Source organism: Micromonospora sp. RTP1Z1 (genome assembly GCF_033804685.1).
In the GTDB taxonomy this organism is placed as follows: domain Bacteria; phylum Actinomycetota; class Actinomycetes; order Mycobacteriales; family Micromonosporaceae; genus Micromonospora.
Genome location: NZ_JAPFQV010000027.1, coordinates 55,447 through 76,442, shown reverse-complemented (window position 1 = coordinate 76,442; position 20,996 = coordinate 55,447). Strand labels below are relative to the sequence as shown.

The window sequence follows — 20,996 nt, the reverse complement described above, 5'->3', positions numbered from 1 at the left end:
CATGACCTGGGTGGCGGTGGTGTTCACCCCGATCGTGCTGGCCTACCAGGGCTGGACGTACTGGGTGTTCCGCAAGCGAATCGGGGTAGTCAACATTCCGCAACATTGATGGGCCTGCGGGCGCGGGACGCGGGGCGTTCAGGCCGTCGCCAGCTCGGCGTCCGCCCGCCGCTTGAGCAGGGTGAGGATGCGTCCGGCGATCTCCATCTCGGCGGCGGGGATGTCCGCGTACAGCCGGGCGGTGATGCCGGCGGCCGCATCGGCGACCTGGCGCTGCCGGGCTCGGCCGGCGTCGGTGAGCGCGAGACCGGGCCCTCCTGCGGGCAGCGTGCGGAGCAGCCCGGCGGCCGCCAGCTCGGCGAGCGTCGCCCGCACCGCCGCCTCGTCGACCTTCAGGGCGCCGGTCATCCGGTGGACGAGCGCGGTGCGCTCGACGGCCCCGCCCTCGGCGGCGACGGCGTTCAGCGCGACGGACTGGGCGAAGGTGATCCCGATGCCGGCCAGCTCGCGTTCGAGCACGGCCCGGGTGGCGTAGTGGGCCAGGCCGATGACCTGGCCGGAGAGGGTGGTCGACATGCGACACTCCTTCCATCGATTCGTTGGCGCAACCAACGTTGGTTTGGTCAACGTAGCAGAGATCGTGGGTGCTGCCAACGATCGCTGGTAGGGTGGCCGTCATGGAACCCGGCACCCCGGCCCGGCTGCGCGCCACCCCGAGCTGGCTGCTCACCCAGACCGCCGCGTACGCCTCCCGCCTCGTCGCCGACGGCCTCGGCGCGCTCGACGCGCGCGGCTACCACTACCGGCTGCTTGCCGCCCTCGACGAGCACGGCCCGGCCAGCCAGGCCGACCTGGGCCGGTGTTGCGGCATCGACCGCAGCGACGTGGTCGCCGTGCTCAACGAACTCGCCGCGAAGGACCTGGTCCGCCGGTCACCGGATCCGACCGACCGGCGCCGCAACGTGGTCACCCTCACCGACGCCGGCCGCCGCGAGCTGCGCCGGATGGCCGACGCCCTCGACCGGGTCCAGGAAACCCTGCTCGCCCCACTGTCCACGACGGAACGCGACGAGCTGACCCGGCTGCTCACCACCCTGCTCGACCACCACGCCGGCCGATAAGTCGTCCACCACCAAGATCTACACCGCTATGGTGAGCCGATGCCCGTCACCGTCCGCGAACTCACCCCCGACGACCTGACCGACGCCTGGCAGCTCGGTCGGCTCGCCTTCGGCTCCGACCCGCAGCCGCCGCCGCACGCCACCGCACCGGTGCCCGGCCTGACCCGCTACGGCGCCTTCGACGACGGCGGCCGACTCGTCGGCAAGGCCGTGGACCTGCACCACGACCAGTGGTGGGAGGACAGAAAGGTCACCGCCGCCGACGTCGGCGGTGTCGCCGTCGCCCCCGAGGCGCGCGGCCGGGGCGTCGCCCGCGCCCTCCTCGGTGGCCTGCTCCGCGGCGCCCACGACCGTGGCGCCGCGGTCAGTGCCCTCTTCCCCACGGTCACCGCCCCCTACCGGGCCTGCGGCTGGGACGTCGCCGGCGTCCTGCGCACCGTCACCCTGCCCACCGCGGCGCTGCCGCGGCACCGGCCCGCACCACACCTGAGCCTGCGCGCCGGCCAGGCGGCCGACCTGCCCGCCGTGGCCGCCCTCTACCAACGGGTGGCCCGCCACCGCTGCGGCCTGCTCACCCGCCAGGGTGAACTGTTCACCCACCCCGTCGACAGGCTCCCGTGCGACGGCCTCACCCTCGTCGAGCACGACGGTGACCTCGTCGGCTACGCCGCCTGGAACCGCGGCCGCGGCTACGGCCACGACGCCGCCCTCACCGTCGAGGACATCGCCGCCAGCACCGGCGACGCCGCCCGCGCACTGATCAGTTCCCTCGCCAGCTGGCACAGCGTCACACCCACCCTGCGGATCTGCCCGCTCCCCGGCGACGCCGTCAGCGCCCACCTGCCCCTGGAAGCCGCCCGGGAACACGAGCGGGACCTGTGGATGCACCGCCCCGTCGACGTGACCCGCGCCGTCGCCGACCGCGGCTGGCCCGCCCACCTGCGCGGCAACGTCGACTTCACCCTCCACGACGACCTCGCCGACTGGAACACCGGCACCTGGCGCCTCGAGGTCGCCGACGGCGACGCCCGGCTCACCCGGGCCGGGACGGAGCCGGACCTGCGGCTGACCGTCCGCGGCTTCGCCCTGCTCTACTGCGGCGCCACCAACGCCCACACCGCCGCCGAGGCGGGCCTGCTCCACCTCGGCGGCGGCGCGGACCCCCGCCCGCTGGACCTGCTGAGCGCTGGGGGAGCGGCCCACCTGCACGACTACTTCTGACCAGCCGCCACCGTCGCCGCAGGTCCGCCCGCACTCCGCCCACACCCGCGACCGACCCGTGCGGCGGCCCGACGAGCCGCCGCACGGGCCACCCGTCAACGGGCTTCGCGCAACTCCGCCAACCGCGCCTCGATCTCCGCCAGCTCCGCGCGCAGCTTCTCCGCCTGCTGCTCCGCCTCCGCCCGCTCCGCGGCCATGATCTGCTCCACCGCCTCCTGCACCCCCGGCACGTCCACCAGCGCCACCATCCGCAGCGCCTCCGCCGGCTTCACCACGTACGGCTTCGCGAGCGCCTTCGCGCCCTGCTGCGCCGCCACCGTCCACTCACCCTCGGCGTACGCCAACGTCACCGTCAGCCCCGCCGGGCCCTTCGGCCTCGCCGCCTTCACCGGCCGACGCGCCGGCTTCGCCTCCACCTGCTGCTCCACCTTCGGCTCCTCCCGACGCGGCGCCGGCACCCGCGGCGTGTCCAACACGAACTCCGGCTCCGCCGGCGCGGCCGGCTCCTCCACCACCGGCTCCGGCTTCGGCTCCGCCACCTTCCGCCCCGCGCCCCGCGGCGCGATCGCCACGTCGACGGGGGAGAAGGGCAACTCGTCGCGGCCGAACCGCACCACCACGAACTCCTCGGACACCGCCGGATCGGTCAGCTCCACCACCTGGCCGACCTGCCCGGCCACCTGACCCGCCGTTGCGGTGAACACCACCTTCGGCTTACGGCCCGCGGCCAACGCCTCCCGGACGCCCTGCACCTCGTCAGTGGACAAACCCTGGCCCGCCATCACAGCCCTCTTCCGTACATACGTTTGATTGCAGCCTTGATACCAGCAGGCTGCGACACCGCGAAGATCAGGCCCCCAGCGCGCGCAACGCCGTGTCGGCGTGCTCGTTCATGCTCAACTCGCTGTGCACCACCGCCAGCACCCGCCGGTCCGCACCGATCACGAACGTCATCCGTCGCGTGCTCAACGCCCCCAACGGCAACCGCCGCCGCACCCCGAACGCGTCCGCCACCGCGCCGTCGACATCCGACAGCAGCGGATAGTCGAACCCGTGCCGCCGGGAGAACTCCGCCTGCTTCTCCACCGGATCGCGGCTGATGCCCACCCGCTGGGCGCCCACCGCCGCGAACTCCGCCGCCAGATCCCGGAAATGACAGCTCTCCGCCGTGCACCCCCGCGTCATCGCCGCCGGATAGAAGAACAACACCACCGGCCCCGCCGCGAGGAACTCCGACAACCGCCGAACCGTCCCCGTCTCGTCCGGCAGCGCGAAATCCGCCACCAGGTCACCGACACCCACACCCACCATGCACCTCCGCTGATCGACCCCCGGCGCGGTGAGCGTAAGCGATCAGCCCCAGACCCTGGTCACCTCGTCGACCACCGCCGCCGCCTGCGCCCGACCCGCCCGCGCCGCACCCGCCCGCCGCGCCGGATCCAACACGTTACGACCGATCGCCCGCCGCGCCGCCGCGTCCGGCGCCACCACCGCCACCCGCGCCGACCGGCGCAACGCCGCCACCTGCGCCGCCAGCCGCGGCATCGGACCGAACGCCGACGACACCGGCGCCAGCACCACCACCGCCTCCGCGCCCGCCGCCAGGTCCGCGTTCACCGCCGACCGCATCCCACCATCGACGTACCGGCGATCCCCGATCGTCACTGGCGGCCATACCCCCGGCACCGCGCAACTGGCCCCCACCGCATCCACCAGTGACACCCCACCGGCCGCGTCGAACACCACGAACTCACCCGAACCCGCGTCCACCGCCGTCACCAGCAACCGCCGCGCCGGCCACTCCCGCACCGGCAACCGCCCCTCGATCACCGCCCGCCGCGACGCCTCCGACGGCGTCCGCGCCGCCACCGCCATCGCCCCGATCCGCGCCCGCGACCGCACCTCGTCCCGGGTACGCCCACCCGCCCACAACAGCCGCGCCACCGCACCCACCCCGAATCGGGCCGCCACCTCACCCGCGGCCGGGCGCAACTGCGCCGCGTACAACTCCTCCACCGGCACCCCGGAACACACCTGCGCCCCCACCACCGACCCCGCCGACGTGCCCACCACCAGGTCCGCCCCGGCCAACTCCACCAACCGCTCCGCCAACCCGGCCAGCAGCCCCAACTCCCAGGCCACCCCGGTCACCCCACCACCGCCCAGCACCAACGCCCGCGTCATGTGTGATCGTCCTCTCCACCACCGGACCGTGCCGGCCACGGTAACGTCACCCGCACCACCAGGGCAGGGGAGTGGGCATTGACCTCCGTCACCATCGTCACCGGCGGCAGCCGCGGCATCGGTGCCGCCACCGCCCGCCGCCTCGCCGCGGCCGGCCACGACATCGCCATCGGCTACCGCCGCGACCACACCGCCGCGAAGGCCGTCCTCGACGACATCCAGGCCGCCGGCCGCCGTGGCCTCGCCGTCCCCGCCGACACGACCGACCCTGACCAGGTCCAGCGCCTCTTCGACGCCGCCGCCGACCTCGGACCCGTCACCGGCCTGGTCAACAACGCCGGCATCACCAGCCCGATCGGCCCTTTCACCGACCTGCGCCCCGACGACCTGCGCCAGGTCGTCGACGTCAACCTCATCGGGTACGTCCTCTGCGCCCAACAGGCCGCCCGCCGGATGACCCACGGCGGCGCCATCGTCAACGTCTCCTCCGCCGCCGCCACCCTCGGCAGCCCCGGCGAATACATCCACTACGCCGCCGTCAAAGCCGCAACCGACACCCTCACCCTCGGCCTGGCCAAGGAACTCGCCCCGCACGGTATCCGCGTCAACGCCGTCGCACCCGGCATCATCCGCACCGATATCCACGCCCTCTCCGGCGTGCCCGACAGGGCCGACAGCGCCGCCGGACGTATCCCGCTGGGCCGCGCCGGCGAACCCGACGAGGTCGCCGCCGCCATCGCCTGGCTCCTCGGCCCCGACGCCTCCTACACCACCGGCGCCGTGCTCCGCGTCGCCGGCGGCCTTTAGCCCCGGCACGGCGAACGGCCCGGGGCAGCGCACCCCCGGGCCGTCCTCATCGGCGCCGGGTCAGCTCGTGAACAGCTTCGCCGCCGTGATCACCGTCTGCGCCACCCCGTAACCCAGCAGCACCGACACCACCAACCAGGAGATCCACAACCGGGCCCGCTGCCCGTGACCGATCTCGTTCATCGCGTGCCGCTCCTCTCCGCCGCCACCGGCTCCGTACCCTCATCCGCGCCCCCGCCCGAAGCCGGCTCGTGGAACCGCTCCGGCACCGGCCGGATCAACAGGTTGGCGATGAACCCCACCGCCAGCACCCCGACCATCGTGAACAACGCCGGCCGGTACGCCGCCGCCGTCAACGTCCCCGGCTTGCCCTGGGCGTCGAGGAATCCGTTGACGATCAGCGGCCCGGCCACCCCCGCCGCCGACCACGCCGTCAACAGCCGCCCGTGGATCGCCCCCACCTCGAACGTGCCGAACAGATCCCGCAGGTACGCCGGCACCGTGGCGAACCCGCCGCCGTAGAACGACAGGATCACGCACGCCAACAGCACGAACAACGCCGTCGCCGTGTGCCCGACCACCGCCAGCAGCGCGTACAACACCATGCCGACACCGAGATACACCAGGTAGATCGGCTTACGCCCGATCAGGTCCGACGTCGACGACCACGCGAACCGGCCCGCCATGTTGAACAGCGACAGCAACCCCACGAAGCCACCCGCGGCCGCCACCGATACCGCCGACGTCCCGTTGTCCCGGAAGAAGTCCTGGATCATCGGGCTGGCCTGCTCCAGGATCCCGATGCCCGCGGTCACGTTGCAGAACAGCACCACCCACAGCAGCCAGAACGACCGCGTCTTCACCGCGTTCGCCGCCGACACGTTCGCCGTGGTCACCATCGGCTTCGCCGCCAGCCGCGCCGGATCGAAACCCGCCGGCCGCCAGTCCGCCGCCGGCACCCGCACGTTGAACACCCCGAACATCATGATCAGGAAGTAGCCGACGCCCAACGTCACGAACAACCACACCAGCGCGCCGCCCGACGCCGTCGAACCCGCGTTCGCCGGGTCGTACCCCGGGTCGTAGAACGACAGCAACTGCCGAGACAGGGGAGAGGCCACCATCGCCCCACCACCGAACCCCATGATCGCCAGACCGGTGGCCAGACCCGGCCGGTCCGGGAACCACTTGATCAACGTGGAGACGGGGGAGATGTAGCCGATCCCCAGACCGATGCCACCGAGCAGCCCGTACCCCAGGTACAGCAGCCACAACTGCCTCGTCGCGATGCCCAGCGCACCGACCAGGAACCCGGCCGCCCAGAAGCACGCCGAGACGAACATCGCCTTACGCGGCCCGTTCGCCTCCACCCAGGTGCCCGCCACGGCCGCTGACAACCCCAGCATCACGATGGCGATGCTGAAGATCACCCCGATCGCCGTCTGACTCGCGTCGAAGTGCGCGATCAATGAGTTCTTGTACACGCTGGTCGCATAGACCTGCCCGATGCAGAGATGGATCGCCAACGCCGCCGGCGGAATCAGCCAGCGGCTGTACCCGGGCGGCGCGACGGTGTGCCCACGATCGAGTGTGGAAAGCATGATGCTTCCTCTCCGGAAGATGGCGAGAAACCTTCCAACTTCATGCCCCCATCGCACGCCGCACGGAAACCCGCCACGCGGCAGACGGTCGAAACCCTGAGCCGAACGGTCACCCGCACCGCGCCCGCCTCACCCCACGTCGCACCGCCATCACGCCACGGAAGCGCCCGGCCCCATCTCATCCGAACCCGCCAGCGCCGGCCCGCCCCCGTCAGCCTCCCGCCACCGGAGCAGCCGCAACGCCAACCGGGCCCGCCCCGGACCCGCCAACCGACGCGGCCCGTACTTCGCGTCGAACAACGCGAACACCCGCGCCCGCTGCGCGTCCTCGTCCACCCGCGCCAACCGGAACCGCGTACCCGACCAGCCGTCCACCGCCAACGGCCGCGACAACTGCACCTCCAGCGGCCCCGTCCCGTGATCGGTCAACTGGTCCACGATCGGCGAGCCGTCGATGCACCACCCGTCGACCAACGCCACGAAGTGCACCTCACAGGAGCGCAACACCACGCCGTCGTACCGCAACGCCATCGGCAGGCAGACGTACTCCGCCAACCGCCGGGTGCTCGGATGCCGCCACAACTCGTCGAAGCGGCTCTCCACGAACTCACCCAACGGGCTGCCGATGAACACCTCCAGGTGCGGCGCCGCCGACGCCCGCACCCCGATCGGGAAGAACGAGATCAGCGCCTTGTCGTCCCACCGGAACATGTGCGCCGTCGGCGAGGCATCGTAGATCCGCACCTGGAAACGGGCCCGCGTATCGGCGTCCAGGGACTCGGCGAACTCGTTGAGCCGGCGCAGGTTGTCCACGATCACCTCGCGTACGTTCACCGGCCGGATCTCCTCCGCCCGCTGCGAGGCCGCCGCGGAATCCGGATCCAGCAGCAGCACCCGCACCAGGACCCCGTTGCCCAGCGCCGTCCGCACGGCGCGCAGGAACCGGTCCCGCCCGGAGCCCTCCAGCAGATGACTGCCCGTATCCATGATCGAGACCATCGAGGAGGCGGCCGCCACGTGCGCGCTGAACTCCTCGTCGTCGAACCGCGGATGCTCCTCCACCCGCGACCGGCGCAACTCCTCGAACAGTGGATCAACGATCGCGTACGAGAACGCCACGATGACGATGCTCGCCCCGATGTTGAGCAGCAGCTCCTGGTTGTAGCCGGTGACCGTCCGACCCCAGGCCAACAGCACCGCCGACAACGCCAGCAGGCCGAGGAAACCGGCCGCGCGACGGGCTCGCCACCGCAGGCGCCGACGGAGAACCCCCGCGATCCGTGTGCCCACGCGTCCTCCCCCATTGACGCAGGTAGGTCGATGATGCCCACCACAGTGGACCGGCGCAACGGAACACGTCTTCGGATCAACGACGGCAAGCAGGTGCCTCCCGACGGGGAGCCACGCGCCGGAGGTCCGCGGGGCGTGCGTCGGTGTCCCTTCTCATGACGACGCGGGCGAGGGGGTCGATCTCGTCGTAGCAGCGCTCCCTCAGGGCTTGACGGCGAGGACGGGCCGGTCGGCGTCGAGCAGGATGCGCTGCGCCGCGCTGCCCATGATCAGCTTGCCGACCGGTGAGCGGCGGCGCAGACCGATCACGATCACCGAAGCGTCGACCGCATCGGCGACCCGCAGGACCTCGTCGGCGAGGTCCCCGGCGTGCGCATCCTGGCGGATCTCGACGTCGACGCCGGCCGCCGTCGCACGCTGGACCAGAGCCCCGACCACGGCTTCGCTCGCGACGGCCGTGCTGACCGGCGCGCCCTCGCGCGGGGTGTTGAGCACCACCAGCCGTTCCTGGCGGCGTCCGGCCTCGGCGACGGCCGCCGTGAAGGCCGCGTCACCTTCGGGCGTGGGGACGTAGGCGACGAGAACGGTCACACGAGCTCCTTGATGTCGTGGGGTGCGGTGTCGGGGTGGGACATCGTCCCTCGGCGGGTGAGGGCGGCCCGGATCGGCGGGAGCAGGGCGACGAGCAGGAACACGACGAGCAGGGTCCCGGAGATCGGCCGGGTGAAGAAGCCCGTCGCGTCGCCGCTGAAGATCAGCAGCGAGCGGCGCAACGAGTCCTCGAGGAGCGAGCCGAGCACGAACGCCAGCACCAGCGGGCCCGGGTCGAAGCCCAGCTTCTTCATCAGGTAGCCGAGGGCGCCGAAGACGATCACCAGCACGATGTCGAAGACGTCGTTGTTCACCGTGTAGACGCCGACCAACGTGATGAGCACCGTGATGGGCGCGAGGATCGTGGCCCGCACCCGGAGGATCTTCACGAACAGGCCGACCAGCGGAATGCTCATGATCAGCAACAGGATGTTGCCGATGTACATCGAGTTGACCACGCCCCAGAACAGCTCGGGCTCCTGGCTGACCAGCTGAGGGCCGGGGCTCACGCCCTGGATCAGCAGCGCCCCGAAGATGACCGCCATCGTGGCGTTGGCGGGGATGCCGAGGGTCAGCAGCGGGATGAACGACGAGGTCGCGGCCGCATTGTTCGCGGTCTCCGGTGCGGCGACGCCCTCGACGGCGCCCTTGCCGAACCGCTCGGGGTGCTTGGCGCGGCGCTTCTCCAGCGCGTACGCGGCCAGCGAGGCGAGCGTGGCGCCGCCGCCGGGCAGGATTCCCAGGACGAAGCCCAGTACGGATCCGCGGCCGATGGCCCCGGCCGACTCACGCAGGTCCGCGCGCGACGGCCACACGTTTGCCACGGTCATCGGCGCCTGCACGGCGCGGTGGCGTTCCTCGAGGTTGTAGAGGATCTCGCCGAGGCCGAAGAGCCCCATGGCGATCGGGACGAAGTCGAGGCCGTCGGCCAGCGACAGGTTGTCGAACGTGAACCGCTCGGCGCCGGTGAAGCTGTCCTGGCCGACCGTGGCGAGCAACAGGCCCACGCACGCGGCGGTCACCGCCTTGAGGCGTCCGCCGCTGCTGACCGTGGCGACCAGGAGGATGCCGAGCAGGGCCAGGGCGGTGTACTCGGGCGGGCCGAAGTCCAGGGCGAAGCTCGCCACCACGGGGGCCACGAGCGTCAGGGCGATGATCGAGACCGTCCCGCCGATGAAGGAGCCGACAGCGGCGATCCCGAGGGCGGTGCCGGCCCGGCCCTGGCGGGCCAGTGCGTGGCCGTCGAAGACGGTCACCACCGACGATGCCTCGCCGGGGAGCCGGAGCAGGACAGAGGTGATGGTGCCGCCGTACTGGGCTCCGTAGAAGATGCCGGCGAGCATGATCACCGCGGTCACCGGCTCGATGCCGAAGGTGACCGGCAGCAGGATCGCGATGGTCGCGGCGGGTCCGAGACCGGGTAGGACGCCGATCAGCATGCCGATGACGACGCCGATCAGGCAGTAGAGCAGGTTGGTCGGTTCCAGTACGACACCGAAGCCGTCGAGCACCGGGGCGAAGTCCACGGACCCTCCTAGAACAGGTGCGGGATGGGGACCGAGAGGGCCGCCACGAAGAGGAGATAGAAGGCGACCACCACAGCGAGGCTCGTGACGATCGACGTGCGCCAACCCTCCCGGCCCAGGAACCGCAGCCACACGAAGGCGAGCAGGGCGGCCGGGATCTCGAAGCCGATGACCTCGATGACCGCGACGAAGACGACCATGGTGGCCAGGCCGCCGAGGACCAGCCAGCTTGCGCCGGAGAACCGCTCGGCGTCTGTGGTCCGCCGGGCCGTGGCGAGCAGGCCCAGGCCCAGTAGGACGAGCGCGCCGCTGACCAGCAGCGGCCAGGTGCCGGACTCGGGGCTGCGCACGGTCCCGAGTCCGAGTCCGGCGGAGCCGACGAGTGCGGCGATACCGAGCGCGACGACGGCGGCGGCCGTCAGGATGTTGCTCAGCGCCCCGGCTGCGGGCGGGCGCCCCTCGTGCTCGGCCTCTTCGACGCGGTGGATCGCCTCCTCGAGGCTGAGCTCCTCGCCGACGGGATCGCTCGAGAGGCCACTGCCCGGCGGGATGGCCCGGGCGGCGGTGTCGCCGCCGGGGCTGCCCGGGGCGCGCGCCCCGTCGCGCGCAGTGGTCACTTCGATCCGCTGAGCTGGATGCCGTACTTCTTGACGACACCGCGGTACTTGTCCAGGTTCGCGGTCCACTGCTTGCGCAGTTCCTCGCCGTCGACCTCGTTCGGCGTGAGCTGGTTGTCCGCGTTGAACTTCTGGTACGCCTCGGCCTTGAACGCCTTGTCGAACGACGCGTGGAGGGCGTCGATGACCTCCTTTGGCGTGCCCTTCGGGGCGAAGATCGCCCGCGACTGCTGCACGGGGACGTCGTGGCCGGCCTCGACCGCGGTCGGGGTGTCGGGCAGGTACGTCGGCCGCTTCTCGGCGAACGTCACGATCGGGGTGAGCTTGCCGCCCTGGATCTGCTCGATGGCCTCACCCAGCTGGATCGAGCCGACGTCCACCTGACCGCCGAGGACGGCGGTGAGCGTGGGCGAGCCGCCGTCGAACGGAACGGCCTTGGCCGGGATGTTCGCCTGGCGGAACAGCAGCTCCTGCGACAGCTGGCTGCCCGTGCCGACGCCCGTGGTCCCGAAGGTGATCGGCCTTCCGGCCTTGGCCAGGTCGTCAACGGTCCTGAAGCCGGACTTGGGGGCCGTCACCAGCACGTAGTCGTCCTGGCTGATGCCGGTCACGATCTCGTAGTCGGCGATGTCGGGCGCCTGGCCGGCGGCCACGGCCAGCGGAGTGATGTAGGCCAGGCTGCCGTTGTAGACCATCAGGGTGTGCCCGTCGGCCTTCTTGCCGGCCAGCTCCTTCGCGGCCAGGGCGCCGTTGGCGCCGGGCTTGTTCTCGACGGTCACCGGGACACCGAGGTCGTCGGAGACCTTGTCGGCGAGTGCGCGCCCGATGAGGTCGGTGCTGCCGCCTGGGTCCTGGCCGACGAGGATTGTGATCGGGGCCTTGCCGGGGAACTTGCCACCGGCGGTGGATCCGCCGCCGACGTTGCCGCCGCAGGCGGCCAGCGAGAGTGCGAGGGCGATCCCGGCACCAGCCGTCACCCATCGGTGCGTGCGGTGGTGGAAGGTCATGTCGTTCTCCTCAAGGAAAAGGCAATGTTGCGGCCGAAGGCGGGGACGCGGCGTTCCGGCCGAGAGTGCTGTGAGTCGGGTCACGGCCCTGATGACGCAGCGTAGGAACCACCGCTCATGCCTGTCCAAATCCAATGCGGCATTGATTGATACCTTGCCGGCATGGCGTTCACCCTCGAACAACTCCGTGGCTTCGTGGCGGTCGCCGACGAGCTGCACTTCGGCCGCGCCGCCGCGCGGCTGCAGATGACCCAACCCCCGCTGAGCCGTCAGATCCAGAAGCTGGAACGCGTGGTCGGCGCCCAGCTGCTCGAACGAGACAACCGCCGCGTCACCCTCACCGCCGCCGGCGAGGTGTTCCTCGTCGAGGCCCGCCGGCTGCTCACCCTCGCCGACTCGGCGCCGGAACTCGCCCGGCGGGTGTCGTCCGGGGCCGCTGGTGTGGTGCGGATCGGCTTCACCGCCGCCTCGGCGTACGGAGTCCTCGGCACGCTGTTGAACGAACTGGCCCGGGCACTGCCCGACGTCAACGTCGAGTTGGCCGAGATGGTGACCCGCGAGCAGGTCGCCGGCCTGCTGAACGAGGAGGTCGACCTCGGCCTGGCCCGCCCACCCTTCGACGAGGAGGCGTTCGGCTCCCGGCTGCTGCACCGGGAGGCGCTGCTCGTCGCCGCCCCGTTGGGCCACCGGCTGCTGGCGCTGGGCCGGCCCGCGATGGCTGCCGACCTGGCGGCCGAGCCGGTCATCATGCACTCACCGACCAAGGCCAAGTACTTCTACGACCTGGTCGCCGGCGTGGTCCCGATCGCAGCCGAGAACACCGTGCACACCGTGAGTCAGGTGCTCACCATGCTCTGGCTCGTGGCGGCCGGTCGTGGCGTCGCGTTCGTCCCCGGGTCGGCCGCCCGGCTGCCGATCGAGGGCGTGGGGTTCGTTCCGCTGCAGACGCCCGTGCCGCAGCCGGTCGAGCTTCACCTGCTCTGGGCGAAGAATTCGAAGAACCCCGCCCTGTGGCGGGCGCTCGCCGTGCTGGACCGGCCCGTCGTCGACGCCTGATACCGGGCGAGCATCGCTCGATGCGGAACCGCTCTTGGACATGCATCGTTCGTTGTTCCTACCGTGACACCGACCACCGCCCGCGCTGCTGGACGAACCAGGCGCGGACCCGTCGGACCCAAGGACACGATCTCCGTGACGCTGCTGCCCCCGGACGTTCTCGCTGACCGGCTGAAGTCTGGCCTGCTCTCCTTCCCGGTCACCCACTTCGACGCCGACCTGCAGTTCGACGAGGCCCGGTACCGCGAGCACCTGGCCTGGCAGGCGAGCTTCGACGTCGCCGGCCTGTTCGCCGCGGGCGGCACGGGCGAGGGCTTCTCGCTCACCTCGGCCGAGATGGACCGCGTCGTCCGGGTCGCCGTCGACGAGGTGGCTGGCAAGGTCCCCGTCATCGCGCCGGCCACCGGCGGCACCGCCGTCTCCGTCGCCCAGGCCCAGGCCGCCCAGGCCGCCGGTGCCTCCGGTCTGCTGCTGTTCCCGCCGTACCTCACCGAGGCCAGCCAGAAGGGTCTCATCGAGCACATCGGCGCCGTGTGCCGCGCGACCGACCTGGGCGTCATCGCCTACAGCCGGGCGAACGCGGTGCTCACCGACGCCACCGTGGCCGAACTCGCCGACCGCAACCCCAACCTGATCGGACTCAAGGACGGCGTCGGCGACATCGAGCAGATGACACGGACCTACGCCCGCGTCGGCGACCGGCTGATCTACGTCGGAGGGCTGCCGACAGCCGAGACGTTCGCGCTGCCGCTGCTCCAGCTCGGCGTGAGCACCTACTCCTCGGCGCTGTACAACTTCCTACCCGAGTTCGCGCTCCGCTTCCACACGGCCGTCCGCGCCCAGGACCGGACGGCGGTCTACCAGATGCTCAACGACTTCGTGATCCCCTACCTGAACATCCGTGACCGGGCCAAGGGGTACGCCGTCTCCATCGTCAAGGCCGGCCTGACCGCGGTCGGGCGCGACGGCGGCCGGGTCAGGCCCCCGCTGTCAGACCTGACCGAGGCTGAGCTCGCCGAGCTGACCACCCTGGTAGAGAAGATCTCCTGAACTCCCGACACCCACCGAGAGGACGGCGATGACCGGCCGCACCCCGACCGTGGCCCGCGTCGAGGCGGTACCCGTCGCAGGACACGACAGCTTGCTGCTCAACCTCAGCGGCGCGCACGGCCCCTTCTTCACCCGCAACATCGCCATCGTCACCGACAGTGACGGCCGGGTCGGCGTCGGCGAGGTGCCCGGCGGCGAGGCGATCCGCCGCACCATCTCCGACGCCGGCGAGCTACTCACCGGGCAGCCCGTCGCACAGTTCGGCCGGCTGCTGCGCACGGTCGCCGACACGTTCGCCGACCGCGACGCCGGCGGGCGCGGACTGCAGACCTTCGACCTGCGGACGACCATCCACGCGGTGACCGCGCTGGAGTCGGCGCTGCTCGACCTGCTGGGCCAGCACCTCGGCGTGCCGGTGGCGGAGCTCCTCGGCGACGGGCAGCAGCGCGACGCCGTTCCGATGCTCGGCTACCTCTTCTACATCGGTGACCGCCGGTCCACCGACCTGCCCTACCGGGCCGAGGCTGAGCCGGCCGACGACTGGGAGCGCCTGCGCCGGGAACCGGCGCTGACCCCGGACGCGGTCGTGGCGCTGGCCGAGGCGGCGCAGGCCCGCTACGGGTTCGCCGACTTCAAGCTCAAGGGTGGCGTGCTGGCCGGCGAGCAGGAGGTCGCGACCGTCCGCGCCCTGGCCGAGCGGTTCCCGGACGCCCGCATCACGCTCGACCCGAACGGCGGCTGGCTCCTGGCCGAGGCCGTCGAGCTCTGCCGCGACCTGCACGGCGTGCTCGCCTACGCCGAGGACCCGGTCGGCGCCGAGGGCGGGTTCTCCGGGCGCGAGGTGATGGCGGAGTTCCGGCGGGCCACCGGGCTGCCGACGGCGACCAACATGATCGCGACCGACTGGCGCCAGTTGGCCCACGCCGTCCGGTCGAACGCCGTGGACATCCCCCTGGCCGACCCGCATTTCTGGACGATGCGTGGCTCGGTCCGGGTCGCCCAGCTGTGCGACGACTTCGGCCTCACCTGGGGTTCGCACTCGAACAACCACTTCGACATCTCGCTGGCGATGTTCACCCACGTGGGCGCGGCCGCCCCCGGGCAGATCACCGCCCTCGACACGCACTGGATCTGGCAGGACGGGCAGGCGCTCACCCGCACGCCGCTGCAGATCCGGGACGGGCAGATCGCCGTCCCCACCACGCCCGGCCTGGGGGTCGAGCTCAACCGCGACGCCCTGGCGGCGGCGCACGAGCTGTACCTGGAGCGCGGCCTCGGCGCCCGCGACGACGCCGTGGCGATGCAGTACCTCGTCACCGGCTGGACGTTCGACCCCAAGCGCCCCTGCCTGGTCCGCTGACCGCCGCCCTGGCATCCGATCAAGGAGAGACATGACCACCGCCACCGCTCCCGCCGTCCTCGACCGGATCGAGTCGGTGACCCTCTCGTCGGTCACACTCCCGCTGCGCACCGGGATCAGCGACGCGAAGGTGCTCACCGGCCGGCAACGGCCGATGACCGAGGTCGCATTCCTCTTCGCCGAGATCCGGACCGACGCGGGGTTCGAGGGCGTCGGCTTCAGCTACTCCAAGCGCGCCGGCGGGCCGGCGCAGTTCGCGCACGCCCGCGAGGTCGCCCCCGACCTGATCGGCGAGGACCCCAGCGACATCGGCCGGCTGTGGACCAAGCTCGTCTGGTCCGGCGCCTCGGTCGGGCGTAGCGGCGCGGCCACCCAGGCCCTGGCCGCGATCGACATCGCGCTCTGGGACCTCAAGGCGAAGCGCGCCGGACTGCCGCTGGCCAAGCTGCTGGGCGCGCACCGCGACTCGGTGCGCTGCTACAACACCTCCGGCGGCTTCCTGCACGAGTCGATCGAGCAGGTGCTGGAAAACGCCACCCGCACCCTGGAGTCGGGCGTCGGCGGCGTCAAGATCAAGGTCGGTCAGCCGGACGCGGCGGAGGACCTGCGCCGGGTGCGCGCCGTGCGCGAGCACCTCGGTGACGCCGTCCCGTTCATGGTGGACGCCAACCAGCAGTGGGACCGGCCGACGGCCATGCGGGTCGGCCGGGCGCTGGAGGAGTTCGGCCTGGTCTGGATCGAGGAGCCGCTGGACGCCTACGACGCGGAGGGCCACGCCCAGCTCGCCCGGTCGCTGGACACCGCGGTCGCGACCGGGGAGATGCTGACCAGCGTCGCCGAGCACTACGAGCTGATCCGCGCCGGCGCGGTGGACATCCTCCAGCCCGACGCCCCCCGCATCGGCGGCATCACGCAGTTCCTCAAGCTCGCCGCCCTGGCGGATCACAGCAACCTGCAGCTGGCACCGCACTTCGCGATGGAGATCCACGCACACCTTGCGGCCGCCTATCCGCACGAGCCCTGGGTGGAGCACTTCGACTGGCTGTACCCGCTGTTCAACGAGCGCCTAAAGACGCGCGGCGGCCGCATGTACATCTCGGACCGCCCCGGGCTGGGCATCACCCTGAGCGAGCAGGCCCGCGCCTGGACCGTGGACCGCGTCCACGTCGACGCGTCCCGCTGAACCACCCCATCGCAGCACTGGAGGAACACCACATGGCCGCAGTCGTCAGCATCGACCCCCGCACCGGCCAGGCGGTCGAGGAGGTGGCGCAGGAGACGACCACCGCGGAGGTGGACCGCCTCTGCGCGGCCGCCCTCGCCGCGACCCCCGCCCTGGAGGCGCTCGGCCGCGCCGGGCGGGCGGCGCTGCTGCGTACCCTCGCGGACGCGTTGGAGGAGCGACGGGAGGACGTCGTCGCCGTCGCCGACCGCGAGACGGCGCTCGGGCCGGTGCGGCTGAACGGGGAGCTCACCCGCACCTGCTACCAGCTGCGCCTGTTCGCCGATGTCCTGGACGAGGGCAGCTACGTCGAGGCGGCGATCGACCACGCCGGTGACACGCCGATGGGTCCCCGCCCCGACCTGCGCCGGATGCTCGTCCCGATCGGCCCGGTCGCGGTGTTCGGCGCCAGCAACTTCCCGCTGGCCTTCTCCGTGCCCGGCGGCGACACCGCCTCGGCGCTCGCGGCCGGCGGCCCGGTCATCGTCAAGGCGCACGGGTCCCACCCGGCGACGTCGCAGCTGGTGTTCGACGTCCTCGCGGCGGCGGGGGACAAGGCCGGCTCTCCGGCAGGCACGCTGGGCCTCGTCCACGGCGTCCGGGCCGGCGCGGATCTCGTCGCCCACCCGGCGGTCCGGGCCGTGGGCTTCACCGGCTCGGTCACCGGGGGCCGCGCGCTGCTGCAGATCATCGAGCAGCGCCCCGACCCGGTGCCGTTCTTCGGTGAGCTCAGCAGCCTCAACCCGGTCGTCGTGACGCCGCGGGCCGCCGCCGAACGCGGGCCGGCGATCGGCACCGAGCTCGTCGGCTCCTTCACCCTCGGGGGCGGCCAGTTCTGCACCAAGCCCGGCCTGGTGTTCGTGCCGGCCGGCTCCGAGGGCGACGCGTTGGTCGACGCCATGGCCGCGGCGGTTCGGGGGACCGGCGCTCCGGTGCTGCTCAACGAGGGCATCAGCGCGGCGTACGGCCGCATTGCCGGTGGCCTCGCCGACGCTGAAGGCGTCGAGGTGCTGGCCCGCGGTGCGGAGCCGGTGGGAGACGGCTTCCGGGCTGCGCCGCTGCTGCTGGCGACATCGGCGCGCGAGCTGCCGCAGCAGGTCACCGAGGAATGCTTCGGGCCGGTGTCGGTCGTGGCCCGCTACCACGGTGAGACCGAGCTTTTCGCGGCGCTGGAGGCCATGCCCTCGTCGCTGACCGCGACCGTGCTGCGCGGGCACGGCGAGACCGAACTGCCGCTGGCGGTCTCCCGGCAGCTGCGCCCGCGGGCCGGTCGGCTGATCTACGACGCCTACCCCACGGGCGTGGCCGTTTCCTGGGCCCAGCACCACGGTGGGCCGTGGCCGTCGACCAACTCGCAGCACACCTCCGTCGGCACCACCGCCATCCGGCGCTTCCTACGCCCGCTCACCTGGCAGGGGGCACCCGCCGACGTGCTCCCGCCCGAACTCACCGACGACTACCGCGGCATCCCGCGGCGCATCGACGGCGTCCTGGAGCTGCCCCGATGACCACGCCGGTCGCCCTGGCCAGCGCCGAGCGGGGCCGGCGGGACAACGCGCCGAGCCTGTTACTCCCGCAGGCGCCGCCGGACGCCGTGCACGCCGCGGTCGCGTGAGCTGTGCAGCCGCGGGCGCGGCCGGGTGAACGGGGTCGTCGGGGGCTTCGCCGCACTGGTCACGGTGATCGCCGTCGGCTGGGTCGTCGGCCGGACGGGCACGCTGGGTGCCGACGCCGGTGGCGTGCTGTCGCGGTTGTCCTACTTTGTGGCGACGCCCGCCCTGCTGCTGCTCACGCTCGCGGAGGCCGATCCGGCGGCGCTCCTGTCGGCCGCCCTCGTGGCGACCGCGGGCAGCGCGGCCCTCAGCGCGCTGCTGTACGCGGCGCTGGCCCGGTGGCGCTGGCGGCAGCCGCCGGCCAAGCTGGCGACCGGTGCGCTCGCCTCGTCCTACGTCAACGCGGGCAACCTGGGCATCCCCATCTCGGTGTACGTCCTCGGTGACGCGTCGTTCGTGGCCCCGGTGCTGCTGTTCCAGGTACTGGTCATGGCCCCGGTGGGGCTGGCCGTGCTGGCCGGCTCGCACACGGCGGGCGACGGCCCGCCCCACTGGCGGCTGCTCACCCAGCCGCTACGCACGCCGGTCGTGGTGGGCTGCGGCCTGGGTGTGCTCGTCGCGGCCACCGGCGTGGACCTGCCGTCGCTCGTGCTGGAGCCGGTCGAACTCACCGCCGCGCTCGCGGTCCCCGCGGCGTTGCTGGCGTACGGCATGAGCCTGCACGGCGCACCCCGCCCCGCGTCCGGCGACAGAGCCCCCCGGGTGTGGCTGGCCGTGGCGCTCAAGACCCTCGCCCAGCCGGCGCTGGCCTACGCGCTCGGTCGGTGGGTCGCCGGCCTCTCGGGGGTGGCCTTGCTGGCGGTCACCGTCACCTCGGCCCTGCCGACGGCGCAGAACGTGTTCGTCTACGCCTCGTCCTACGACCGGGGCACGCTGCTGGCGCGGGACGTCGTGCTGCTTACCACCATCCTGTCCATTCCGGTGCTCGCCGGGATCGCCGTGCTGCTCGGCTGATCGCAATGTCGTAGGGGTATCGCCCCATGCCCGGATGGGACTTGGACAGGCGTCGTCGTGCGCGAGCCGGCGCCCCCGCGTCATCTACGACTCGACGTGCGCGTTCGACGGCAGCATCAGCGCCGAGCACGGGCTCGGGCAGTCGAAGCGGGGGATCATCGCCGACTACAAGGACAGTCACGAGCTGGACCTGATGCGGGGGCTCAAGCAGCTGTTCGATCCGCGGGGGCTGATGAACCCCGGGAAGCTGCTGCCGGGCTCACGTGCGGGCTACGCGCGCGACCTGAATCGTGACGCGAAACGGCGTTGCGGGAGGCGTCGTCGTTCTGCCGGAGGTTGCAGCGCCGGTACGCCCCGCCCCGGTCAGGATCACGTGGGCTGCGGGCCCCGCGGACCACGGTAGGGCAACGTCTGGCTGTAGACGATGTTGGTGGTGGTACTGCCGAACTGGGCCAGCTCGTTGATGAGCTGTTCCAGGTGGGCCATCGAGGTGGCCGCCACCTTGAGCGAGTAGCAGTCCTCGCCGGTGGTGCGCAGGCACTCCTGGATCTCGAAGCGTTCCCCAAGCAGCTGGTGCAGTGGCTGGTGCCGGCTGCCGGGGTATTTCAGGCGCACGACGGCGAGGACCGGGTAACCGACCTTCACCAGGTCGACATCGGCGCGATAACCGGCGATGACGCCCGTCGCCTCCAACCGCTTGACCCGCTCGGTCGTCGCGGAGGCGCTCAGGTTCACCCGTCGTCCCAACTCGGTGAGCGGGACGCGGCCGTCTCGTTGGAGTTCGCTCAGGATCGCCCAGTCGGTCGCGTCGAGACTCTCGGTCATTCGTGCAAACTACCGGCAGATCCACGGTAGAAGCGCCAACGCGCAGGCAAGATTCTCTTCAGGCATGGTGGGGCGGGCGATTAGCCTGGACCGGTGAAGATCGGCGTGAACGTCCCCAACTTCGGGCCCGGCACCGGCCCCGACGTGCTGCGCCGCTGGGCGCAGACCGTGGAGGGCCTGGGGTTCGACCTGCTGATGGTGTCCGACCACATCGCCGTCACAGCCGACGTCGCCGAGCAGTACCCGGCGCCGTTCTACGAACCCTTCACCACGCTCGCCTGGTTGGCCGGAGTCACCGACTGGGTCCGGCTGGGCACCACCGTGCTCATCGCGCCGTACCGACACCCGCTGCTCACCGCACGCATGGCCGCCAACCTTCAGCAGCTCAGTGGCGGCCGGCTGGTCCTCGGCGTCGGCGTCGGCTGGGCCCGGCAGGAGTTCGAAGCGCTCGGGATCCCGTTTCAGCGCCGCGGAAGGCTGACCGACGATCACCTCTCGGCGATACGCGAGGCCTGGGAGAACGACGACGACTACCGCAGCGGACAGATACCAATCTGGATCGGCGGCAACAGCGACGCCGGCCTGGGCCGAGCGGTACGCCTCGGCGCCGCCTGGCATCCGCTGCGGGTCACCCTCCCGTGGTTGCGCGAGGCGCTGGACCGGATGAAGGCCGTAGCGGACGAGCAGCAACGACCTGCTCCCACCCTGGCTCCCCGCATCGCGCTGCGACTGACCACGACACCGGTCACCGGCGCCGGACGGCTCGCCGGCGAGGGCACCATCGAGCAGATCGTCGACGACCTCGAACAGTTGCGTCTCCTCGGCTCGGACACGGTCGTGCTCGACCCGTTCAACGGAGACCCACGCGAAACCTGCCGGCCGCAGACCGCGTGGCAGGCGCTCGCGACCGTAGCTGCCTGCTGGGACCCGAACGGACACCACACATGAACG

23 protein-coding genes and 1 pseudogene are annotated in these 20,996 nt (G+C 71.8%); 12 read left to right on the top strand and 12 right to left on the bottom strand.

Translation table 11 applies throughout. The annotated features are described in order from the left end of the window. Positions 1–109 (top strand): annotated as a pseudogene (locus SLP03_RS15865) (cytochrome d ubiquinol oxidase subunit II); the annotation flags it as partial. Positions 110–138: 29 nt separating this feature from the next. On the opposite strand, the gene SLP03_RS15860 reads toward SLP03_RS15865, so the two are convergent. After that, positions 139–576: a hypothetical protein gene (locus tag SLP03_RS15860; RefSeq protein WP_319461358.1), complete on the bottom strand. Its 438-nt coding sequence runs from the start codon at positions 574–576 to the stop codon at positions 139–141. A 101-nt stretch (positions 577–677) separates the two neighbouring features. On the opposite strand from SLP03_RS15860, the gene SLP03_RS15855 reads away from it, so the two are divergent. Further along, the gene (locus SLP03_RS15855) at positions 678–1,121 is read left to right on the top strand and encodes a MarR family transcriptional regulator (RefSeq protein WP_319461357.1); all 444 of its coding nucleotides are present in this window, start codon (positions 678–680) and stop codon (positions 1,119–1,121) included. A gap of 39 nt (positions 1,122–1,160) precedes the next feature. Beyond that, a complete protein-coding gene (gene eis, locus SLP03_RS15850; protein WP_319461356.1) occupies positions 1,161–2,342 on the top strand; it encodes an enhanced intracellular survival protein Eis in 1,182 nt (393 codons plus the stop codon). A 95-nt stretch (positions 2,343–2,437) separates the two neighbouring features. Here eis and SLP03_RS15845 read toward each other — a convergent pair whose 3' ends face one another. The 3 genes from SLP03_RS15845 to SLP03_RS15835 form a co-directional block, all read right to left on the bottom strand. Continuing rightward, a complete protein-coding gene (locus SLP03_RS15845) occupies positions 2,438–3,124 on the bottom strand; it encodes a hypothetical protein (RefSeq protein WP_319461355.1) in 687 nt (228 codons plus the stop codon). 67 nt (positions 3,125–3,191) lie between these two features. Then, entirely contained in the window at positions 3,192–3,653 is a 462-nt protein-coding gene (locus tag SLP03_RS15840) for a peroxiredoxin (protein WP_319461354.1), read from the bottom strand. A 42-nt stretch (positions 3,654–3,695) separates the two neighbouring features. After that, positions 3,696–4,526, bottom strand: a complete 831-nt coding sequence (locus SLP03_RS15835; protein WP_319461353.1) for a patatin-like phospholipase family protein — start codon at positions 4,524–4,526, stop codon at positions 3,696–3,698. Positions 4,527–4,604: 78 nt separating this feature from the next. Here SLP03_RS15835 and SLP03_RS15830 point away from each other — a divergent pair, with 78 nt between their 5' ends. Beyond that, entirely contained in the window at positions 4,605–5,333 is a 729-nt protein-coding gene (locus SLP03_RS15830) for an SDR family oxidoreductase (protein WP_319461352.1), read from the top strand. Positions 5,334–5,393: 60 nt separating this feature from the next. On the opposite strand, the gene SLP03_RS15825 is transcribed toward SLP03_RS15830, so the two are convergent. The 7 genes from SLP03_RS15825 to SLP03_RS15795 all read right to left on the bottom strand — a co-directional run bounded on the left by SLP03_RS15825 (position 5,394) and on the right by SLP03_RS15795 (position 11,965). Then, positions 5,394–5,516: an MFS transporter small subunit gene (locus tag SLP03_RS15825; protein WP_319461351.1), complete on the bottom strand. Its 123-nt coding sequence runs from the start codon at positions 5,514–5,516 to the stop codon at positions 5,394–5,396. Then, positions 5,513–6,934 carry an OFA family MFS transporter gene (locus SLP03_RS15820; RefSeq protein ID WP_319461350.1) on the bottom strand — a complete coding sequence of 474 codons (1,422 nt, stop codon included), beginning with the start codon at positions 6,932–6,934 and terminating at the stop codon, positions 5,513–5,515. Before SLP03_RS15820 ends, SLP03_RS15825 begins: the two co-directional genes overlap by 4 nt. Positions 6,935–7,084: 150 nt before the next feature. Next, entirely contained in the window at positions 7,085–8,224 is a 1,140-nt protein-coding gene (locus SLP03_RS15815; protein WP_319461349.1) for a hypothetical protein, read from the bottom strand. A 201-nt stretch (positions 8,225–8,425) separates the two neighbouring features. Then, the gene (locus tag SLP03_RS15810; protein WP_319461348.1) at positions 8,426–8,815 is read right to left on the bottom strand and encodes a universal stress protein; all 390 of its coding nucleotides are present in this window, start codon (positions 8,813–8,815) and stop codon (positions 8,426–8,428) included. After that, positions 8,812–10,341, bottom strand: coding sequence for a tripartite tricarboxylate transporter permease (locus SLP03_RS15805; RefSeq protein WP_319461347.1), 1,530 nt, complete (start codon positions 10,339–10,341; stop codon positions 8,812–8,814). The genes SLP03_RS15810 and SLP03_RS15805 overlap by 4 nt, the downstream gene beginning before the upstream one ends. An 8-nt stretch (positions 10,342–10,349) precedes the next feature. Then, positions 10,350–10,958 (bottom strand): tripartite tricarboxylate transporter TctB family protein, encoded by a 609-nt coding sequence (locus SLP03_RS15800; RefSeq protein WP_319461346.1) that lies wholly within the window; start codon positions 10,956–10,958, stop codon positions 10,350–10,352. Beyond that, complete coding sequence (locus SLP03_RS15795; RefSeq protein WP_319461345.1) at positions 10,955–11,965, bottom strand: tripartite tricarboxylate transporter substrate binding protein; 1,011 nt, start codon at positions 11,963–11,965, stop codon at positions 10,955–10,957. The genes SLP03_RS15800 and SLP03_RS15795 overlap by 4 nt, the downstream gene beginning before the upstream one ends. A gap of 162 nt (positions 11,966–12,127) precedes the next feature. Here SLP03_RS15795 and SLP03_RS15790 point away from each other — a divergent pair, with 162 nt between their 5' ends. The 7 genes from SLP03_RS15790 to SLP03_RS31645 all read left to right on the top strand — a co-directional run bounded on the left by SLP03_RS15790 (position 12,128) and on the right by SLP03_RS31645 (position 19,623). Continuing rightward, positions 12,128–13,021, top strand: coding sequence for a LysR substrate-binding domain-containing protein (locus tag SLP03_RS15790; RefSeq protein ID WP_319461344.1), 894 nt, complete (start codon positions 12,128–12,130; stop codon positions 13,019–13,021). A gap of 135 nt (positions 13,022–13,156) precedes the next feature. Beyond that, positions 13,157–14,071, top strand: coding sequence for a 5-dehydro-4-deoxyglucarate dehydratase (gene kdgD / locus SLP03_RS15785; RefSeq protein WP_319461343.1), 915 nt, complete (start codon positions 13,157–13,159; stop codon positions 14,069–14,071). A gap of 28 nt (positions 14,072–14,099) precedes the next feature. Continuing rightward, a complete protein-coding gene (locus SLP03_RS15780; RefSeq protein WP_319461342.1) occupies positions 14,100–15,431 on the top strand; it encodes an enolase C-terminal domain-like protein in 1,332 nt (443 codons plus the stop codon). 31 nt (positions 15,432–15,462) lie between these two features. Further along, the gene (locus SLP03_RS15775; RefSeq protein WP_319461341.1) at positions 15,463–16,614 is read left to right on the top strand and encodes an L-talarate/galactarate dehydratase; all 1,152 of its coding nucleotides are present in this window, start codon (positions 15,463–15,465) and stop codon (positions 16,612–16,614) included. A gap of 32 nt (positions 16,615–16,646) precedes the next feature. Then, positions 16,647–18,161, top strand: a complete 1,515-nt coding sequence (locus SLP03_RS15770) for an aldehyde dehydrogenase (NADP(+)) (protein ID WP_319461340.1) — start codon at positions 16,647–16,649, stop codon at positions 18,159–18,161. Between the two features lie 132 nt (positions 18,162–18,293). Then, entirely contained in the window at positions 18,294–19,220 is a 927-nt protein-coding gene (locus SLP03_RS15765; protein ID WP_319461339.1) for an AEC family transporter, read from the top strand. Between the two features lie 34 nt (positions 19,221–19,254). Beyond that, positions 19,255–19,623 carry an FAD-binding oxidoreductase gene (locus tag SLP03_RS31645; protein ID WP_413644529.1) on the top strand — a complete coding sequence of 123 codons (369 nt, stop codon included), beginning with the start codon at positions 19,255–19,257 and terminating at the stop codon, positions 19,621–19,623. On the opposite strand, the gene SLP03_RS15760 is transcribed toward SLP03_RS31645, so the two are convergent. After that, on the bottom strand, positions 19,590–20,045 hold the full coding sequence (locus tag SLP03_RS15760; RefSeq protein ID WP_319461338.1) for an Lrp/AsnC family transcriptional regulator: 456 nt from the start codon (positions 20,043–20,045) through the stop codon (positions 19,590–19,592). The two genes, SLP03_RS31645 and SLP03_RS15760, sit on opposite strands and share 34 nt — an antisense overlap. A gap of 93 nt (positions 20,046–20,138) precedes the next feature. Between SLP03_RS15760 and SLP03_RS15755 the strand changes: the two genes are divergently transcribed. Continuing rightward, entirely contained in the window at positions 20,139–20,993 is an 855-nt protein-coding gene (locus SLP03_RS15755; RefSeq protein ID WP_319461337.1) for an LLM class flavin-dependent oxidoreductase, read from the top strand. The last annotated feature ends 3 nt before the right edge of the window (positions 20,994–20,996 follow it).

What these genes read in the sequence shown, in the direction of transcription:
- SLP03_RS15860 (WP_319461358.1), bottom strand. Translation starts at nt 576, where the DNA reads ATGTCGACCACCCTCTCCGGCCAGGTCATCGGCCTGGCCCACTACGCC.
- SLP03_RS15855 (WP_319461357.1), top strand. Translation starts at nt 678, where the DNA reads ATGGAACCCGGCACCCCGGCCCGGCTGCGCGCCACCCCGAGCTGGCTG.
- eis (WP_319461356.1), top strand. Translation starts at nt 1,161, where the DNA reads ATGCCCGTCACCGTCCGCGAACTCACCCCCGACGACCTGACCGACGCC.
- SLP03_RS15845 (WP_319461355.1), bottom strand. Translation starts at nt 3,124, where the DNA reads ATGGCGGGCCAGGGTTTGTCCACTGACGAGGTGCAGGGCGTCCGGGAG.
- SLP03_RS15840 (WP_319461354.1), bottom strand. Translation starts at nt 3,653, where the DNA reads ATGGTGGGTGTGGGTGTCGGTGACCTGGTGGCGGATTTCGCGCTGCCG.
- SLP03_RS15835 (WP_319461353.1), bottom strand. Translation starts at nt 4,526, where the DNA reads ATGACGCGGGCGTTGGTGCTGGGCGGTGGTGGGGTGACCGGGGTGGCC.
- SLP03_RS15825 (WP_319461351.1), bottom strand. Translation starts at nt 5,516, where the DNA reads ATGAACGAGATCGGTCACGGGCAGCGGGCCCGGTTGTGGATCTCCTGG.
- SLP03_RS15820 (WP_319461350.1), bottom strand. Translation starts at nt 6,934, where the DNA reads ATGCTTTCCACACTCGATCGTGGGCACACCGTCGCGCCGCCCGGGTAC.
- SLP03_RS15795 (WP_319461345.1), bottom strand. Translation starts at nt 11,965, where the DNA reads ATGACCTTCCACCACCGCACGCACCGATGGGTGACGGCTGGTGCCGGG.
- SLP03_RS15790 (WP_319461344.1), top strand. Translation starts at nt 12,128, where the DNA reads ATGGCGTTCACCCTCGAACAACTCCGTGGCTTCGTGGCGGTCGCCGAC.
- SLP03_RS15780 (WP_319461342.1), top strand. Translation starts at nt 14,100, where the DNA reads ATGACCGGCCGCACCCCGACCGTGGCCCGCGTCGAGGCGGTACCCGTC.
- SLP03_RS15775 (WP_319461341.1), top strand. Translation starts at nt 15,463, where the DNA reads ATGACCACCGCCACCGCTCCCGCCGTCCTCGACCGGATCGAGTCGGTG.
- SLP03_RS15770 (WP_319461340.1), top strand. Translation starts at nt 16,647, where the DNA reads ATGGCCGCAGTCGTCAGCATCGACCCCCGCACCGGCCAGGCGGTCGAG.
- SLP03_RS31645 (WP_413644529.1), top strand. Translation starts at nt 19,255, where the DNA reads ATGGGACTTGGACAGGCGTCGTCGTGCGCGAGCCGGCGCCCCCGCGTC.
- SLP03_RS15760 (WP_319461338.1), bottom strand. Translation starts at nt 20,045, where the DNA reads ATGACCGAGAGTCTCGACGCGACCGACTGGGCGATCCTGAGCGAACTC.